Source organism: Legionella sp. PATHC035, from assembly GCF_026191115.1.
Classification (GTDB): Bacteria; Pseudomonadota; Gammaproteobacteria; order Legionellales; family Legionellaceae; genus Legionella.
The window spans coordinates 1,926,762-1,940,770 of record NZ_JAPHOT010000001.1 but is presented as its reverse complement, the minus strand read 5'-3'; the positions used below and the strand labels follow the sequence as shown (position 1 = coordinate 1,940,770).

The window sequence follows — 14,009 nt, the reverse complement described above, 5'->3', positions numbered from 1 at the left end:
GCCAGGGAGTTTTCTTGTGAGTTCAAATGTGTAGAATGAATGGAATACGACTTTAATTGAGTGCTCTCTAAGATCATCATTTTATGGAATATTATTCAGTTCTGTATCTCTTGATTTTATTTGTAGTCTCAGCTTTGGTGCATCACTTTTATCAGAATGGCATCTGTTGCCAGACCGCTGCCGGTAGCATTGTCATGGCTATTGGGATTGCCACTTTTGATGTGTTGCCACAATTTCAATGGGTAACCCCTTTGGTTAAACGACTCATCATCCTGGAATTGTTAGTTATCGGGCTTTATTTAATATGCTTTTTTGTAAAATGTTCTATGGCTGGACAATTTAATTTGTTTACTACTCGCGCCATAAATCAATTGGGTATCGGGACGTGGGTAGCCGGTTCCTCAGTGTTAACACTCTTATTTTTGCAAGAATTTCCCTCCTGGGATTTGGTTATTTGGTTGTGTGCCTTTTGCGCATTATTTTTTTGGCCGATTTATCTTGTTATTTCATTAATCAATTTACAGCGTATTTTTTTTAAAAAAATAAAAATACATACGGGAAATATTTTACTCCTTACGGTGAGTACGCAAGCATTAGCATTACTTACCCATTCTTTGTTTGCGTCGGTAATGCCGATTTTAATAAGCCAGGTATTGATTATTTTGGGTTATTTGTTCTATGTCGTTGGGATCATCATTGTCGGAAAGTATTTGCTTGCATGCTCAAAAAAACGTTTGCTCTTAGGTTGGAGTAACGGAAACAGTATCATTCATGGTGCCCTGTCCATCTCGGGCTTGGCCATTACCGCGACTCAAGCTCTTGATGATAAGGTCATTCTTAATACTTGGATTCTTGCAACCAGTTTATTATGTCTTGTTGAGGGAATGAGTCTACTGAAAATGTACCATCGAATAATAATTGCAGGTTTTATTCAGGGCATTTTTGTTTATAATCTTTCTCAATGGACCCGAATTTTTACTTTAGGGATGTATTATTCATTTTCTTTTGCTTTATACACACAAAATTTAGTTGGCAATTTTATAGTACAGACAGTGTTAATGTATGGAAAATATATTGTATTAATACTCTTGGTGTTTGAGGTATTTATTTTTTTACAGGATAAGTTGAGTGATCGAAAGCAATAAAAATTACTCAGCTTAAAGTTTTTGAATGGTGTAGTACGAAGGGATGAGTCTACTCATGAATCAGCAAATTAAAAAAATTGCAACAGACCTCTTGCAATCAGCGGGTATTACACCCAATGGAAATGAACCTTGGGATATTCAAATCAATAATGAAGAATTTTACCAGCGTATTTTTAATGAGGGCTCTTTAGCACTGGGCGAGACCTACATGGATGGATGGTGGGATTGTAAAAGCCTCGACCAATTCTTTACCCGTATTCTGCGGGCGCGACTGTATGAAAAAGTCAAAGCTGACAAATGGTTATGGCCAAAATTAATTTGGCTCAAATTGATTAACCATCAATCTAAAAAGCGAGCCCTTGAAGTAGGTCGAAGGCACTATGATTTAGGCAATGAATTATTTAAATCCATGCTGGATAGCCGTATGAATTACACCTGCGGTTATTGGAAAAATGCCAATGATCTCGATGCCGCACAATTGAATAAATTGGAATTAAGTTGCCAGAAATTAAAACTCGAACCGGGGATGCGGGTATTGGACATAGGCTGTGGTTTTGGTGCTTTTGCCAAATATGCGGTGGAGCATTATGGCGTTAGTGTGGTGGGGATCACGATATCCAAAGAACAGTATGACTATGCCAAACAAAATTGTTCTGGGTTGCCTATTGAACTCCGCTTTCAGGATTATCGGGACCTTGATGAACAATTTGATCGAGTGGTTTCTTTAGGGATGTTTGAACATGTAGGGTATCGAAATTATCGTGTATACATGCAAAAGGTTCGTGATTGTCTTCAAGATAATGGTTTGTTTTTGTTGCATACCATTGGCGGAAACGAAACGACCAAATCCAGTGATCCCTGGATTAATAAATATATATTTCCTAATGGTATGATTCCGTCTATGGAGCAAATCAGTAACGCTTCAGAAGGATTATTTGTTATGGAAAACTGGGCGAACTTTGGGGCTTATTATGACAACACCCTAATGGCCTGGCATGACCGCTTCGAACAAAATTGGGAGCGTTTAAAGGAACAGTATGACCAACGTTTTTATCGTATGTGGCGCTATTATTTATTAGCATGTGCCGGTTCTTTTCGTGCTCGTACCAACCAGTTATGGCAAATTGTCTTTTCCAAAGAAGGCCTTCCAGGAGGGTATCAAGAGCCTTTATTTACAGGCATTAAAAACAAAGAATCTGGAAATAAAAAAAACGTTTCGAATTTTGAATTGTCATGAAAGATAAAGAGGGATACTGGTCGTATCCCTCAAGCTTATTTAATTAGTGCTTCTTGGCAAATGCCATGCGCAAATGACTGTTGATGGTTTCAATGGCACTACGACATGCTGGAGTATCAAAAAGATCATTGAGCATCACGAAATCATGGATGGTGCCGTGATGGCGGATTCCGGTGACGGGAACACCCGCTGCATTAAGCTTATGCTCATATGCCTCACCCTCATCCCGCAATACGTCACATTCACCATTAATTACCAGTGCTGGAGGTAACCCTCTGAGTTGATCCACAGTGGCTTGCAAAGGACATGCGGTGATTTCTTTTCGTTTTGCTTTATCGGGTAAATAATTGTCCCAAAACCACTCCATGGCTTTTTTGGTTAACCAGGGACCATCTGCAAATTCTTTGTAGGAGTCATTTTCAAAGTTGGCATCAGTTACTGGATAAATGAGCACTTGATAATCAATTTTAGGACCGCCACGTTGTTTGGCAAGAATGGTCATCACTGCGGCCATGTTTCCTCCGACACTATCACCCGCAACGGCTAAACGAGAAGTATCCAGGTTGAGTTCTTTGCCATGCTCTGCAATGTATTTCAACGCCGAATAATCTTCTTCAATTTGAGTTGGGTATTGTGCTTCTGGAGCTAAAGAATAATTGACAAATACAACGGCAGCATGAGCACCCACTGAAAGCTCACGAACAAGACGTCCATGAGTTTGCCAATCCCCAAAAACCCAACCTGCACCATGATAGAACATGACTACGGGTAGTTTTTCTTTTGAGCCTTTAGGACGAATAATACGAATGCCTACTTTCCCTTTGGCATGTTGAATAAAACGATCTTCAATATCTACCTCTGGTTCTTTTATAGAAGGAGCTTCTTGCAATTTATCAAAAATCGCTCTTCCTTCTTGTACAGGAAGATCATAAATGGGCTTACCACCGGCTTTCTTGATTTTTTCAACGAAAGCCCAGGTTTTTGGTTCTATACGCTTACTCAGATCCATTTTTTCTGTCCTCATGGTTGAAGTTTAAACACAATTTCATTTTTTTCTTGTATGAATAATATGAAGCCAAGGCTGTCACTTTTATTAACAGGACAGAATAAGTATAGACAATTTAGAGATTTTTGTTTTTTCTCAATAAAAAAGCTAAAAAAAATGAAACGAGTAGTGATTATTAATTCGGTAAAAAACGGATAGAATCTCAGTGATACAATAACTTCTAGCCTGAGCATAGGCGATTAACCGGTTTCGGTTTTTCGGACTTACACCCAAGCTAAAACATCAGTTAAATCTTCATTATTCATTTCCTACTGGAAAAGATCGCTGTTCAGGATTTCGATAATCAGGGAAAGAGCAGTGCATGTGTGCAATCTTCCATATTCCCTCCTCTTTTTCGATGGTTAGGGTACCGCGTAAATGTTCGAATAGATGCTCGCTGCCTTCGATGGTAATGCGTGCATTACATATTGCGGCAGCCCAAAGGGCATCATCAGGGGTTGGAACAAAACGAATTATTTCTATTTTACCCTGCTCTGATTGGCTCCAGTCCCTTCTAAATTGAGCTTCTATTTCCTTTAAGCCGATACGATATTCATCCAGTGCCGATCCCCAAACATTCGAATTTTGAGTAAAAAGACTGAGTAACAAAGGTAAATTACGCTGTTCGTATCCATCACAAAATTGTTTAAAGAGTTGCTCTGCAGGTTTTATTTCTGGACGTTTCATAAGTTATTCTCCTGAATCAATTTTTGACGGAGTATAGAAAACGATAAAAAAGTTGTCTGTCCGTTATGAACACGGACAACGGTAAAACCCTACAGTGCCGAACATAGAGACAACATCCGCTCCATTTCCCATTTGGATAAATATCCTGTGCGTTGTTTGATACGCAGCAAATAGGTATCTACAGTTCGAGGCGAAAGCTCAAGAAATTGAGCGATTTGTTTGTGGGTTGCTCCTTGTAGTAATAATCTGAGACAGGTTAATTCTTGTACCGTGAGGTAGGTGGTTCCACTTTTTCCAATCACAGGGATTCGGCCTTGAGTGAGGCAAATATCTTGGTAATTCACATCACGATAGGCTTCCGGTAAAGCGACTGGGTTTTTATTCAGTTCTTGGATTAACTCTTTGTTCTGAAGATCAAAATCAAAAATAAACTGCTCAATTGCTTTGAGTTTATTGAGATAAAAAGAGCCCGCATTTTCTTGTTCATAGGGTAAGGCAACCGCAATCATATCGTAATAATTTTTGCTGCGGCGGACTAAGGTCAGCCCATTGTGCATATTAAATTTTTCGCGGGCAATTTGCACTGGCGTACTCGGCAATTCTTCATCCCAAAGAAACCAGTATGAGTGAGATTTTTCATGATCGTTTTCAAACGATGAGAACACAACCGGTTCATTTTCAATGTGTTGGAAGTATTCAAAGAGACCGGTATTGTTCGTTAAACAATTAATTGAGCCATCCGCAAAACATCGTAAATATTGAAAATAATTAAATCCAAATGCGTCCAATAAATTTTTACTGACTTCCTGAATTTTATTTTTTAACAAAAAAATGGGATGGTTTAAGTCAATTTTTAATGACATTTTAAATAAAGCAACCTGAATTAAATAAACAAGCTGAAAGGTATTTTGTCAGTAATTTTATTATTGATCAAACTGAATCGCATTGTTTCATTTCTTTAGATTTGATATAAAGTTTAAAAAAAGCGTGTGGATTTTTAATTTCAGAATAAAGGAGATTATGATGTTGAAGCAAAAAGAGAACTCAGGTAAACCACAGGAAAAAAGACTTATCCCTCCAGGTCTTAAACGCCAATTATCAGTAGCCTATATTGCTCCAAACGGTCAACTTACCTCAGATGATCCCGATTCTTATCAAGGACAAGAACGCTTGCAATATCAAGACGCCTTAATAAGGCAACGACCTGAAACAGGTTATGCCGATGGAATTATAGCAAGAAGAGAAAAACAATGGGGGCGTTTTTTTTCCCCAAAAAAGGAAGAGGAACAGGTGGAATATACTGCACCGACCCCTCCCTAAACATTTATCGCCCAATACCTCTCCTAGAGAGGTATCCAAGCGATAGTTTTGAGTCAAAATCGCCATAGAGGGCCAAGCATAAAAAATGGATGCACAAACGCCACAATCCCCACCCGAATTATTCCATGAACTTATTCTCCCGAATGGGTTTTTTCCAAATAACCCTCGTTTTCCGTTGTTAGTCTACAGACAGACATTTGCAATCGCCAATCAGTCAGTGCATGCCATACAAAAAGTGTTACAGCGAAATCACTGGGGACAATCATGGGTTGGTTCGATTTACGACTACCATCATTATCACAGTACAACGCATGAAGTATTGGTTATGATTGAAGGAGCCGGTACCGTTCAATTTGGAGGGGATGAGGGCACGATTTATGAAGTGAGTCAGGGGGATGTCGTAATTATTCCTGCGGGAGTAGCACATAAAAGTGTGCATTTATCCCCAGGCTTTAAATGTATTGGCGCATATCCCGGCAATATCGATTCTGATATGAAGTATGGTATGGCAGAGGAACACCCCCAGGTCGACGAGCAGATAAAGCGCGTTAGATTACCCCCAAGTGATCCCGTGTTTGGAGAATCTGGCTTATTATTTAATTATTGGAAATAGAATTCTAAAACAAGGAGTTAAAAGTATTTTTTTTTTGCTTTTAAGGTCTATATTAAATAAGTAGGAACCCATAATTTAATTATTAAATTATTCGCATTTTATGGAGTTTGTCATGTCTGTCGCCTCAATAAGAAAAGTTTATAATGTTTACGCTTCATTCTACGATTTTTTGTTTGGTTCGATTTTTAACCCAGGTCGTTCTTTGTGTACCGATGTAGTCAACAAAGCAGCAAGGCAAAACGCTACCGTGCTTGAAATTGGTATTGGGACGGGTTTGTCTTTACCGCTGTATCGTGCCGATTTACACATTACGGGAATCGATATTTCTGAAAAAATGTTGGAAAAAGCAGAGGAGCAGGTGGTAAAAAATAACCTCGAAGAGCGAGTGCAGTTAAAGATAATGGATGCGGCCCATTTAGAGTTTCCTGATAACAGTTTTGATTTTATAGTGGCCATGTATGTGGCCTCAGTAGTTCCTGATGTGAATGCTTTTTTGCGCGAATTAACACGCGTTGCCAAGCCTACGGCAGAGATTATCTTTGTCAATCATTTTGCTTCTGAACATTCTGTAATTCGTTTTTTTGAGCGAATATTTGCGCGTGTTAATGAGCTTGTTGGTTTTAAATCCGATTTTTCAGTCCAATCTCTTCTTGATTACAAGCCATTAATCCTGTTGGATTCTCGAAAGACCAATTTGTTTGGTTATTGGAAATTATTGCGTTGTAAAATACAGAAAGAAAAATGAAAGCCAATCCCTCTCCCTGCGGTGAGAGAGGGGTGAAGGGCCAATTGCCGGCAATCAATACCCTCATCCACCCTGCGGGCACCTTCTCCCCATGGGGAGAAGGGAGCTAATCTTTTATTTCTGACTGGATGAACGTGCGCAGTACTTTCGCTATGCGTCCTTGATGACGCGCCATGGGATACCATCCAGGACATTGGGTTAAGCGATAAAAACTTAAGCAATATTTAATTGGATTTAAACGTTTTGCCAATGCGAATGCCTCCAATAATCGCTCTTGAGGTTCAAAAGCCTGCCAATGATTCAAATAGCTATCACGTAATATGCCATAGAGTTCACTGTGTTCGCTGATCTGATGCTGGTGCATCATGTCCATCAAAAATGAAATGAGAGAGAAAAATGGGTGGGAAATAACGCTTTCACCCCAATCAATAATTGTGAGATGCTGCACTTGATGCAGAATATTATTCTCGTGAAAATCACTGTGTTCTATGGTTTCAGGAATTGCATATTCGCTTAATTGCTGGCAAAGCGCTACTACTTTTGGGTGCAAAGCGATAAGTTGCTGCCATTCATTTATAAGCAAACCATCCTCTTTTAAAAAAGCAGACTCCGCCAAAAATTTTAAATATAAACCCGGTAAATTAGTCAGGCGCCAATCAGGAACCCCTAGCGCCAGTAAGGAGTCGATTTGACTAATAAGACCTATTTGCATGGTTGCATAACATTGAAGCGCTTCTTTGGCGAGTTCAAGTGGATAGTTTATTGCCATACTTTCTCGAAGTGTCGTCCCCCTGTCGCTCATCAAAAAGCAACCTAAACCGAAATTAGCACTCAGTACTTCAGGTACTAAAGCCGGAAAAAAACTTCGAAGGTATAATAATAAATTAGGCTCAATCGCAAATACCTCCGGTATTTGTTTTAAATAAAAAAATCCTTTGCTCGTCGTAATTTGATGCACCTTGGCCCAGGAAGCATGGTGCATTTGTTTCAACGATCCTTGGATGGAATAGCCCTGTTGATTTAGGTAATTTAGTGCCCAAAGAAACGCTGGATTACTTTCTACATTCATAGATAACCGTCTCGTCATTTTTATCTGGGGATGCAGATCTATCAAATGCTTTAAGCATGCGAATTGCTCTAAAACCCGTTTCATGCAATAAATCCAGTAACAGGGATGGATCATCATAAAGCCGAATTTTATATTCCTCGATTTCTGTTTTTATCAGTTGATTGGCTTCAACTAACTCATATTTGCCAATTGAATAGCAAATTGATTCTTGGAGTAGAGCCAGTTGACTGAGCAAAATGATTTGTCCATCGGCTCGATGCCAACGTGAACCACGCCAAATGCCTAATTCTTTGGGAACGGCATTGAAGGTTTCTGTTTCAAAGATCAAGCAACCATTTTCTTTTAAATGATCGTACATCACGTGTAACGCGTGCTTCACCGTAGCCAAATCAATAATTAGACCAAACGAACCACTAGGAATAAAGATTAAACTGTATTGTTTTGCTTGCTGGAGTCTCTCAAGGTATCCATGCCAGATATTGGGATTTAGATGTTGCGCCCTTGCTTTAGCATGTAGCGCATCCAGCATCGATTGGCTTGCATCGAACCCTTCGACATCAAATCCTTCGCTGAGCATCGGCAGCAGAAAGCGACCAGTGCCACACATAGGCTCCAAAATAGGACCATTTGCTTCTTGTGCATAACTTAGATAAAAATCCCAAGCATCCTTAGGGGGGAGAGGCTTGCTCAAATCATAGACTTGAGTACATAAGCTTAAATAAGTATCCAATGATTTATGCGGCATAGACAAAAAACCTTGCAAGGCAAATAAAGTGCGTTGATAAATTTTATACTTTTAATTGACTTTCGCCTATTCTCGAATGCAACGAATTTTTTTCTTATTTTCTATTGCACTAAGGCCATATTAATTGAGAAATTATCATTTAGACTTCCCAGGGTATTGAGTCAAAAGCCATGAAGAGGATAAAGGATATCCCTGTTTTTCTTTTTTTTATTGCTATTATCTAAAAGCATTTATCTTATTTGAGAGGGGCAATTGTGCCGCGAAAGACATTAATTTTTTTACCTGGGGTTTTATCGGACCAGCGCGTTTGGTCCTATCAAACCAATCATTTGCAGGATCTTGTGCGCTGTCAAAGCATCGCATTAGTGAGAAGTAGCACTGAAGAATTAATCCAAGAGATTTTAAATCAAGTGGAAGGTGATTTTTTCTTGGCGGGACATTCAATGGGGGGATGGCTGGCATTGGAGCTTGCCAGGAGAGTCCCTGAACGCATTTTAAAACTATGTTTGTTAAATACATCGGCACAACCCGATTCCCAGGAAAAACATCAAAAAAGAATTTCGATGATTAAAAAGTCTGAACAAGGAGAATTTGAGACAGTCGCTGCCGCACTTGCAGATGATTATGTTGCTGATGCGCGAGTCAAAAAAAATGTTTATTCCATGTTTTTAAGTGTTGGCCAACACACTTTCATTGCACAACAAAAGATCCTTTTAGCGCGCCAAGATTGTCGTTCCTTTCTCTCCTCTTTGACCATGCCTACCCTGGTGATTCATGCTCGCCAAGATAAAAATTTTTCTTTGACGACCCATCAGGAACTGTGCGATCACCTTCCCAATGCTAAATTAGCGATTATTGAAGACTCGGGACATATGTCGCCTATGGAATCCCCCCAAGCGGTAACTACTTTATTACGTTTTTGGCTTGATTACTTTTGATGGAGTTAATCTTCATAGTCGTTCAGATCAAATGCTTCTTGCAGATTTTCCAATTGTTCTTCAACGATGGTTAATTTTTCAAAACTTGCGATATGGAATAAAGCTTGTCCCGAATGCACCAGAGGTAACATATTTTCACCAATAATAATGCCGGAAATAGGCGACTTTAATCGGTATTCTTCCGTACTGGTTGGATTGGCAATGACCGCAATCGTTTGTCCTTTAGCTACCCGATTTCCCGATTTTTTGATGTGTCTTAGAATGCCGCTTATTGGGGCTCTAATCCAATAACTGTTTCTGGATACCGTGGGGGTGCATTTTTTTACCCGGAATTTTCCTGGTTGGATCATCCCTAATGCGCCCATAACACTTAAAATCCCATTAATTCCAGTTCTGATGGAAAGCTCATCAAACCGCAAAGACTCTCCCCCTTCATAAACAAAGATGGGGATACCCTGTTCATTGGCATATTCGCGCATTGAACCATCTCTAAAAGTTGAGTGCAGGATTACAGGAACATTAAACGCCAGGGCCAATTCTTCAATACCTGGCATATCTAGGTTTGCTCTAATCTGAGGCAAATTAAAACGATGGTTCGAGCCCGTATGCAGGTCAATCGCATGGGTAGATTGGGATAAAATTTGTTTGCTGATGATTTCTGCAAGAATGGCTGCCAGTGAGCCATTGGAGTTGCCAGGAAATGATCGATTTAAGTCTCTTCGATCCATCAGGTAGCGCTTTTGGTACAAGAACCCATATACATTTACAATAGGAATCGCAATGATGTTCCCCTTGATCCTTTTTAGTCCCTTTTTTTTCAAGAAGCGCCTGATGATCTCAACACCGTTGATTTCATCACCATGTATTGCGGCAGTAATGCATAATGAAGGACCTTCCTCCACACCATTAATGACATGTATTGGTAAACTGATGGGTGTCCAGTCATATAACTTGGGCATGGGTAATAAAACGGTTTTCCTTTCTCCAGGTTTGATTTTTACATCACCAATAATCACGGGTGCTTTGTTACTCATTCCCTTTACTTCCTTAAATAGGACTTATATAACAAGTGTAGCTTGAATTAAGAAAGATAGAATAAAAGGGGCTTCCGCTTCATCGCATCACAAAATTTTCTTGATATGGTCTAAAAAGACCAATGGATCAAGCAAATTACATAAGCGGAGTAGGCATTTTATGAGGATCACCTTGATCGATTTTGGGCTCTTGAGGCTCATACATTCTTATCCCTGCTGAAGAGTTGTAGAGCATGGTTGGTAAATTAGGCATTGAGCTTGCAAGAGTGCGTTCCTTTTTTGTAGAAGTCACATGTCTTAATGTAATCGCATCTGCTTTCTTGACAACGGTTGGTGTTGAGGCGGAGTCAGTGGGTTGATCAAGGTGACAATCGTATATACTGCCGATGAGTGCTCCAACTAAAGGAGGGATGATGAGCGCTAATCCTAAAGTAAATTTTGCAAGTAAGATAGTGATAATGATCCCCACTGAAATACCTGCAAGGGTACAGTCGTGTCCATCGCTCAATTTCCTCATCAAAGGTTCCAAAAATCCTGGAGAATTCCCTCGTGTTGGTTTGGTTTTGGCGGTGATTTTTAAAGCAGGTGATTTATAGACTGGCTCGGGTTGGCCCATGGATTTGTTGCTTAATTTCTCGAGCTTTGGCTCAGACTTTGTTCTCAGTTTTCTGAATGTTTCTTTTCGATACTCATACAACTGGGTCAAAATTCCTGTCGTACTTTCATGGTGTTTTGTATCTCTTGGCGGGAGCGTCATGCGTCCAGGATCGGGATTTGCTTGGGATATTTTCGGTTGTATAAAACCAATTCGTGCATTTTGTCTTTTAAGTTTTCTTAATGGCTCCTCCTTTACCTCATGAATTTGTGATGTCTGCAAGAGAATATTTTCTGCATCTTTAATTTTTTTGATGTTATTCTCGCGAAGTAGAGGCATCAACTGATAACTGTCATCAACCCATGTTTTGAAGTGATTGAAGGAAGCCCAATTTTTACTGGATAAAGTGGTTTTGTCAGGAGCTTTCGAAAGTAAATGACGCCAACGTGCGAAAAATTCAGTTGCGACCGCACAAATTTGCAAAAATTCACGTTTGGTAATGATGCCTTGCTCATATTTGCTTTTTCCATCCACAACCTGTTGCAATGTCATTTTGACTTTCGCAAGGTGTCTTGGGTAATCTAAACCGTGCCACTTTATTTGGACATCATGCCATTTAGTTTTGATGGGTTTGAAGGGATCTGTGACTTCAACGGACTTATATCTAGCAGCTTTTTCGTGAGTGGTGTAGCCCGGGCCAATATGACGGATAGAGCTGTATATTCCTATTGCACGGTCACTCCTATCAATGACACCAGGACGAATTCCCGCTTTATAAAGCAATGGTTCAATCTGCTCCAAAAGATTGTTGTAGTCTTGTTCCTTGTCTTCTTCGATGTAAATGGTAATTTGCATCCCATGGAGTACCCGTACTATATCCTGAATCGCTTGATTTTTATCGTCTAGCGTCAGGTTACGTTGACTTAAAAAGTCTTCGCTAACTTTTTTCATCTCTTCCAGCATAATTTGCGCGGGCGCTAATCGAGTTGTTTTAAAACAGGGAACTTGTCGCGCGAGTAGTATAGGGCAAATAATATCCCATGCCTTTGCAAGGTCATAAGGATGAATGCTTAGATGAATCTTCCAATGGGATTCTTGATACGCTTCACTACGAGCAGTATCCGATACAAAATGTGCAAAGAGGACCGAATCGGCAATTTTTTTGGGGAGAATGTCCGCTCCGGTTGCATCGCGTTCATTGAGCGCACTCCAGGGCATGGTGGTGCCACCAATATGTGCTTTATGATGACCGAGTATTATCGTTTTTGATTCCAAACAAATTTCGTTTAATTCAGAATAGGGCATGATTAAAACAGTGGCAGCTTGTTCCTTGAATTGCCCAATATAATGTCTTTAGCAATCTTCTACAATCTTTTTTGTTCATTTGAGCAAATTATTAACCATTAGATGTGAGGGGCTAATCTGTATCGTTTGAGCAGCAGCAAAATAAGCTGATTTTTGCAATCTCAAAGTTTCACGAGGGGCGAATGCATCTCTCCAAGTTTCATGCCTGTGAGGCATTGGTCAAATACGGTATAATTATCATGTGGACCGGTGTTAATGATAGGAAACACGATATGGTCGAAAAAATGGGCACGTTTTTCAATTTCCTCGGCGTATATTTGGGCCACTACTGATGGATCATTTTTAAATGCCCCACAACCCCAGGCTCCTAAAATCACGTGTTTTTTGTTTTCAATGATTAATGTGTCTAATTGGGCCGCAATGCGTCTCCTCAAGTCAGTGGTGTATTGTTGCAAAGCCTTGGGAGCCAAGTCGTGTGGTTCAATGGAAAATTCTGGAGCTGCTGATCTTAATTCATAAAAGGGGAAAATCGAGGCGGGATGAAGAAAGGAATAACTCAGGCCGCTGTCTGCAGCGAGTTTACTGGCCCCTTCGTCATCAAAACCAGAGGTTACGGGGACTACTTCTGGCCCTCTGAAACATATTCTGAGCTGGCGATCAAATAATACTTTATAGGCTACAACATCTGCATGGCTGTTGTGTTGCTTTAAGACTTCATATTCTTTATCCGTCATTTTGATCTTGGCTTCTAATAATTTTTTTGCCGTATTAGTGTAGCGAAACATCATAGTCTCTTTATCTAGATAAATTATTTTGTCCAGTAAGGATTGAGCACAGGTGCTTCGATGCCACATATTTTCTTCTTGAGCACTGCCACCTTCCAAAGCAGCCCCTCCAGGGAACTCAGGATTAGCCATATTCAGTACAGAATAAGCGACGCCATGTCTTTTGGTCACTTCAAGTGTTGCAAGCCCCCAATCTTTAGGAACGACTTCAACTGATTTGGGAGGAGATACTTTTTTTTGTTCCCATTGACTTAAGTTAAATTGTGCTTGTGTATGTAGTTCTTTGAGTTTTTCCTTATCAATGATGCACTCTAATGTTTTGCCCATACTTTTATGCCGCCATCTTTCCCCAGTTAGGCTGCCGCGGACCAGGCTGGGTGCGTGTGCGGCATGCACCTCTTTGATTAGAGCTGGGGCTTTGGGTATTCTTCTAAACAGCGTTCTTGATAGCATGTTACAATCCTTAATTTCGGGTACTCATTTTTTTTGCTTGGTTGGCTCTCTTTTTAAAAACTTAAATGCAGATGGTTTTTTACCATGAGATATCCTTTTTAAGTATAGAATACAGACAGATGAACGGATTGCTTGAGCGCTCATGCTTTGAGAAAGACGTTTAAAATGCAGTAAGTCTTCTAAAACTTCCGCTAACTGGTTTAACTGATCGATAACCGCGAATCACACGTCGGCCAGGTTAGCTCCACTTGCATCATCCGTAATCGGGAAATTGCTGCCAAAATTGGTTAACC

At 40.0% G+C, this 14,009-nt stretch carries 14 protein-coding genes; 6 read left to right on the top strand and 8 right to left on the bottom strand.

Going from position 1 to position 14,009, the window contains the following annotated elements; genetic code table 11:
* Positions 1-83 precede the first annotated feature (83 nt).
* Both OQJ13_RS08580 and cfa read left to right on the top strand, forming a co-directional pair.
* Positions 84-1,145, top strand: a complete 1,062-nt coding sequence (locus OQJ13_RS08580; RefSeq protein WP_265710456.1) for a hypothetical protein — start codon at positions 84-86, stop codon at positions 1,143-1,145.
* 55 nt (positions 1,146-1,200) lie between these two features.
* Positions 1,201-2,382 (top strand): cyclopropane fatty acyl phospholipid synthase, encoded by a 1,182-nt coding sequence (gene cfa / locus OQJ13_RS08575; protein WP_265710455.1) that lies wholly within the window; start codon positions 1,201-1,203, stop codon positions 2,380-2,382.
* Positions 2,383-2,425: 43 nt separating this feature from the next.
* Here cfa and OQJ13_RS08570 read toward each other — a convergent pair whose 3' ends face one another.
* From OQJ13_RS08570 to OQJ13_RS08560, 3 genes are all read right to left on the bottom strand, one after another.
* Positions 2,426-3,391 (bottom strand): alpha/beta hydrolase, encoded by a 966-nt coding sequence (locus OQJ13_RS08570; protein WP_028381493.1) that lies wholly within the window; start codon positions 3,389-3,391, stop codon positions 2,426-2,428.
* A 294-nt stretch (positions 3,392-3,685) separates the two neighbouring features.
* Entirely contained in the window at positions 3,686-4,114 is a 429-nt protein-coding gene (locus OQJ13_RS08565) for a nuclear transport factor 2 family protein (protein ID WP_265710454.1), read from the bottom strand.
* An 89-nt stretch (positions 4,115-4,203) separates the two neighbouring features.
* Positions 4,204-4,977 (bottom strand): helix-turn-helix transcriptional regulator, encoded by a 774-nt coding sequence (locus tag OQJ13_RS08560; protein ID WP_265710453.1) that lies wholly within the window; start codon positions 4,975-4,977, stop codon positions 4,204-4,206.
* A gap of 157 nt (positions 4,978-5,134) precedes the next feature.
* On the opposite strand from OQJ13_RS08560, the gene OQJ13_RS08555 reads away from it, so the two are divergent.
* The 3 genes from OQJ13_RS08555 (at position 5,135) to OQJ13_RS08545 (ending at position 6,792) form a co-directional block, all read left to right on the top strand.
* Entirely contained in the window at positions 5,135-5,434 is a 300-nt protein-coding gene (locus OQJ13_RS08555; RefSeq protein WP_265710452.1) for a hypothetical protein, read from the top strand.
* 85 nt (positions 5,435-5,519) lie between these two features.
* Entirely contained in the window at positions 5,520-6,047 is a 528-nt protein-coding gene (locus OQJ13_RS08550) for a cupin domain-containing protein (RefSeq protein WP_265710451.1), read from the top strand.
* A gap of 112 nt (positions 6,048-6,159) precedes the next feature.
* Positions 6,160-6,792, top strand: coding sequence for a class I SAM-dependent methyltransferase (locus OQJ13_RS08545; protein ID WP_265710450.1), 633 nt, complete (start codon positions 6,160-6,162; stop codon positions 6,790-6,792).
* A 106-nt stretch (positions 6,793-6,898) separates the two neighbouring features.
* Here OQJ13_RS08545 and OQJ13_RS08540 read toward each other — a convergent pair whose 3' ends face one another.
* Together OQJ13_RS08540 and OQJ13_RS08535 are read right to left on the bottom strand one after the other, a co-directional pair.
* Positions 6,899-7,861: a phosphotransferase gene (locus tag OQJ13_RS08540; RefSeq protein WP_265710449.1), complete on the bottom strand. Its 963-nt coding sequence runs from the start codon at positions 7,859-7,861 to the stop codon at positions 6,899-6,901.
* On the bottom strand, positions 7,845-8,606 hold the full coding sequence (locus tag OQJ13_RS08535; RefSeq protein ID WP_265710448.1) for a class I SAM-dependent methyltransferase: 762 nt from the start codon (positions 8,604-8,606) through the stop codon (positions 7,845-7,847). Before OQJ13_RS08535 ends, OQJ13_RS08540 begins: the two co-directional genes overlap by 17 nt.
* 254 nt (positions 8,607-8,860) lie before the next feature.
* Here OQJ13_RS08535 and OQJ13_RS08530 point away from each other — a divergent pair, with 254 nt between their 5' ends.
* Positions 8,861-9,544 (top strand): alpha/beta fold hydrolase, encoded by a 684-nt coding sequence (locus OQJ13_RS08530; protein WP_265710447.1) that lies wholly within the window; start codon positions 8,861-8,863, stop codon positions 9,542-9,544.
* Positions 9,545-9,549: 5 nt separating this feature from the next.
* On the opposite strand, the gene OQJ13_RS08525 is transcribed toward OQJ13_RS08530, so the two are convergent.
* From OQJ13_RS08525 to OQJ13_RS08515, 3 genes are all read right to left on the bottom strand, one after another.
* Entirely contained in the window at positions 9,550-10,578 is a 1,029-nt protein-coding gene (locus OQJ13_RS08525) for a succinylglutamate desuccinylase/aspartoacylase family protein (protein ID WP_265710446.1), read from the bottom strand.
* A 136-nt stretch (positions 10,579-10,714) separates the two neighbouring features.
* Positions 10,715-12,478, bottom strand: coding sequence for a hypothetical protein (locus OQJ13_RS08520; protein WP_265710445.1), 1,764 nt, complete (start codon positions 12,476-12,478; stop codon positions 10,715-10,717).
* Positions 12,479-12,639: 161 nt separating this feature from the next.
* Positions 12,640-13,716 carry a poly(ADP-ribose) glycohydrolase domain-containing protein gene (locus OQJ13_RS08515; RefSeq protein ID WP_265710444.1) on the bottom strand — a complete coding sequence of 359 codons (1,077 nt, stop codon included), beginning with the start codon at positions 13,714-13,716 and terminating at the stop codon, positions 12,640-12,642.
* Positions 13,717-14,009 lie beyond the last annotated feature (293 nt).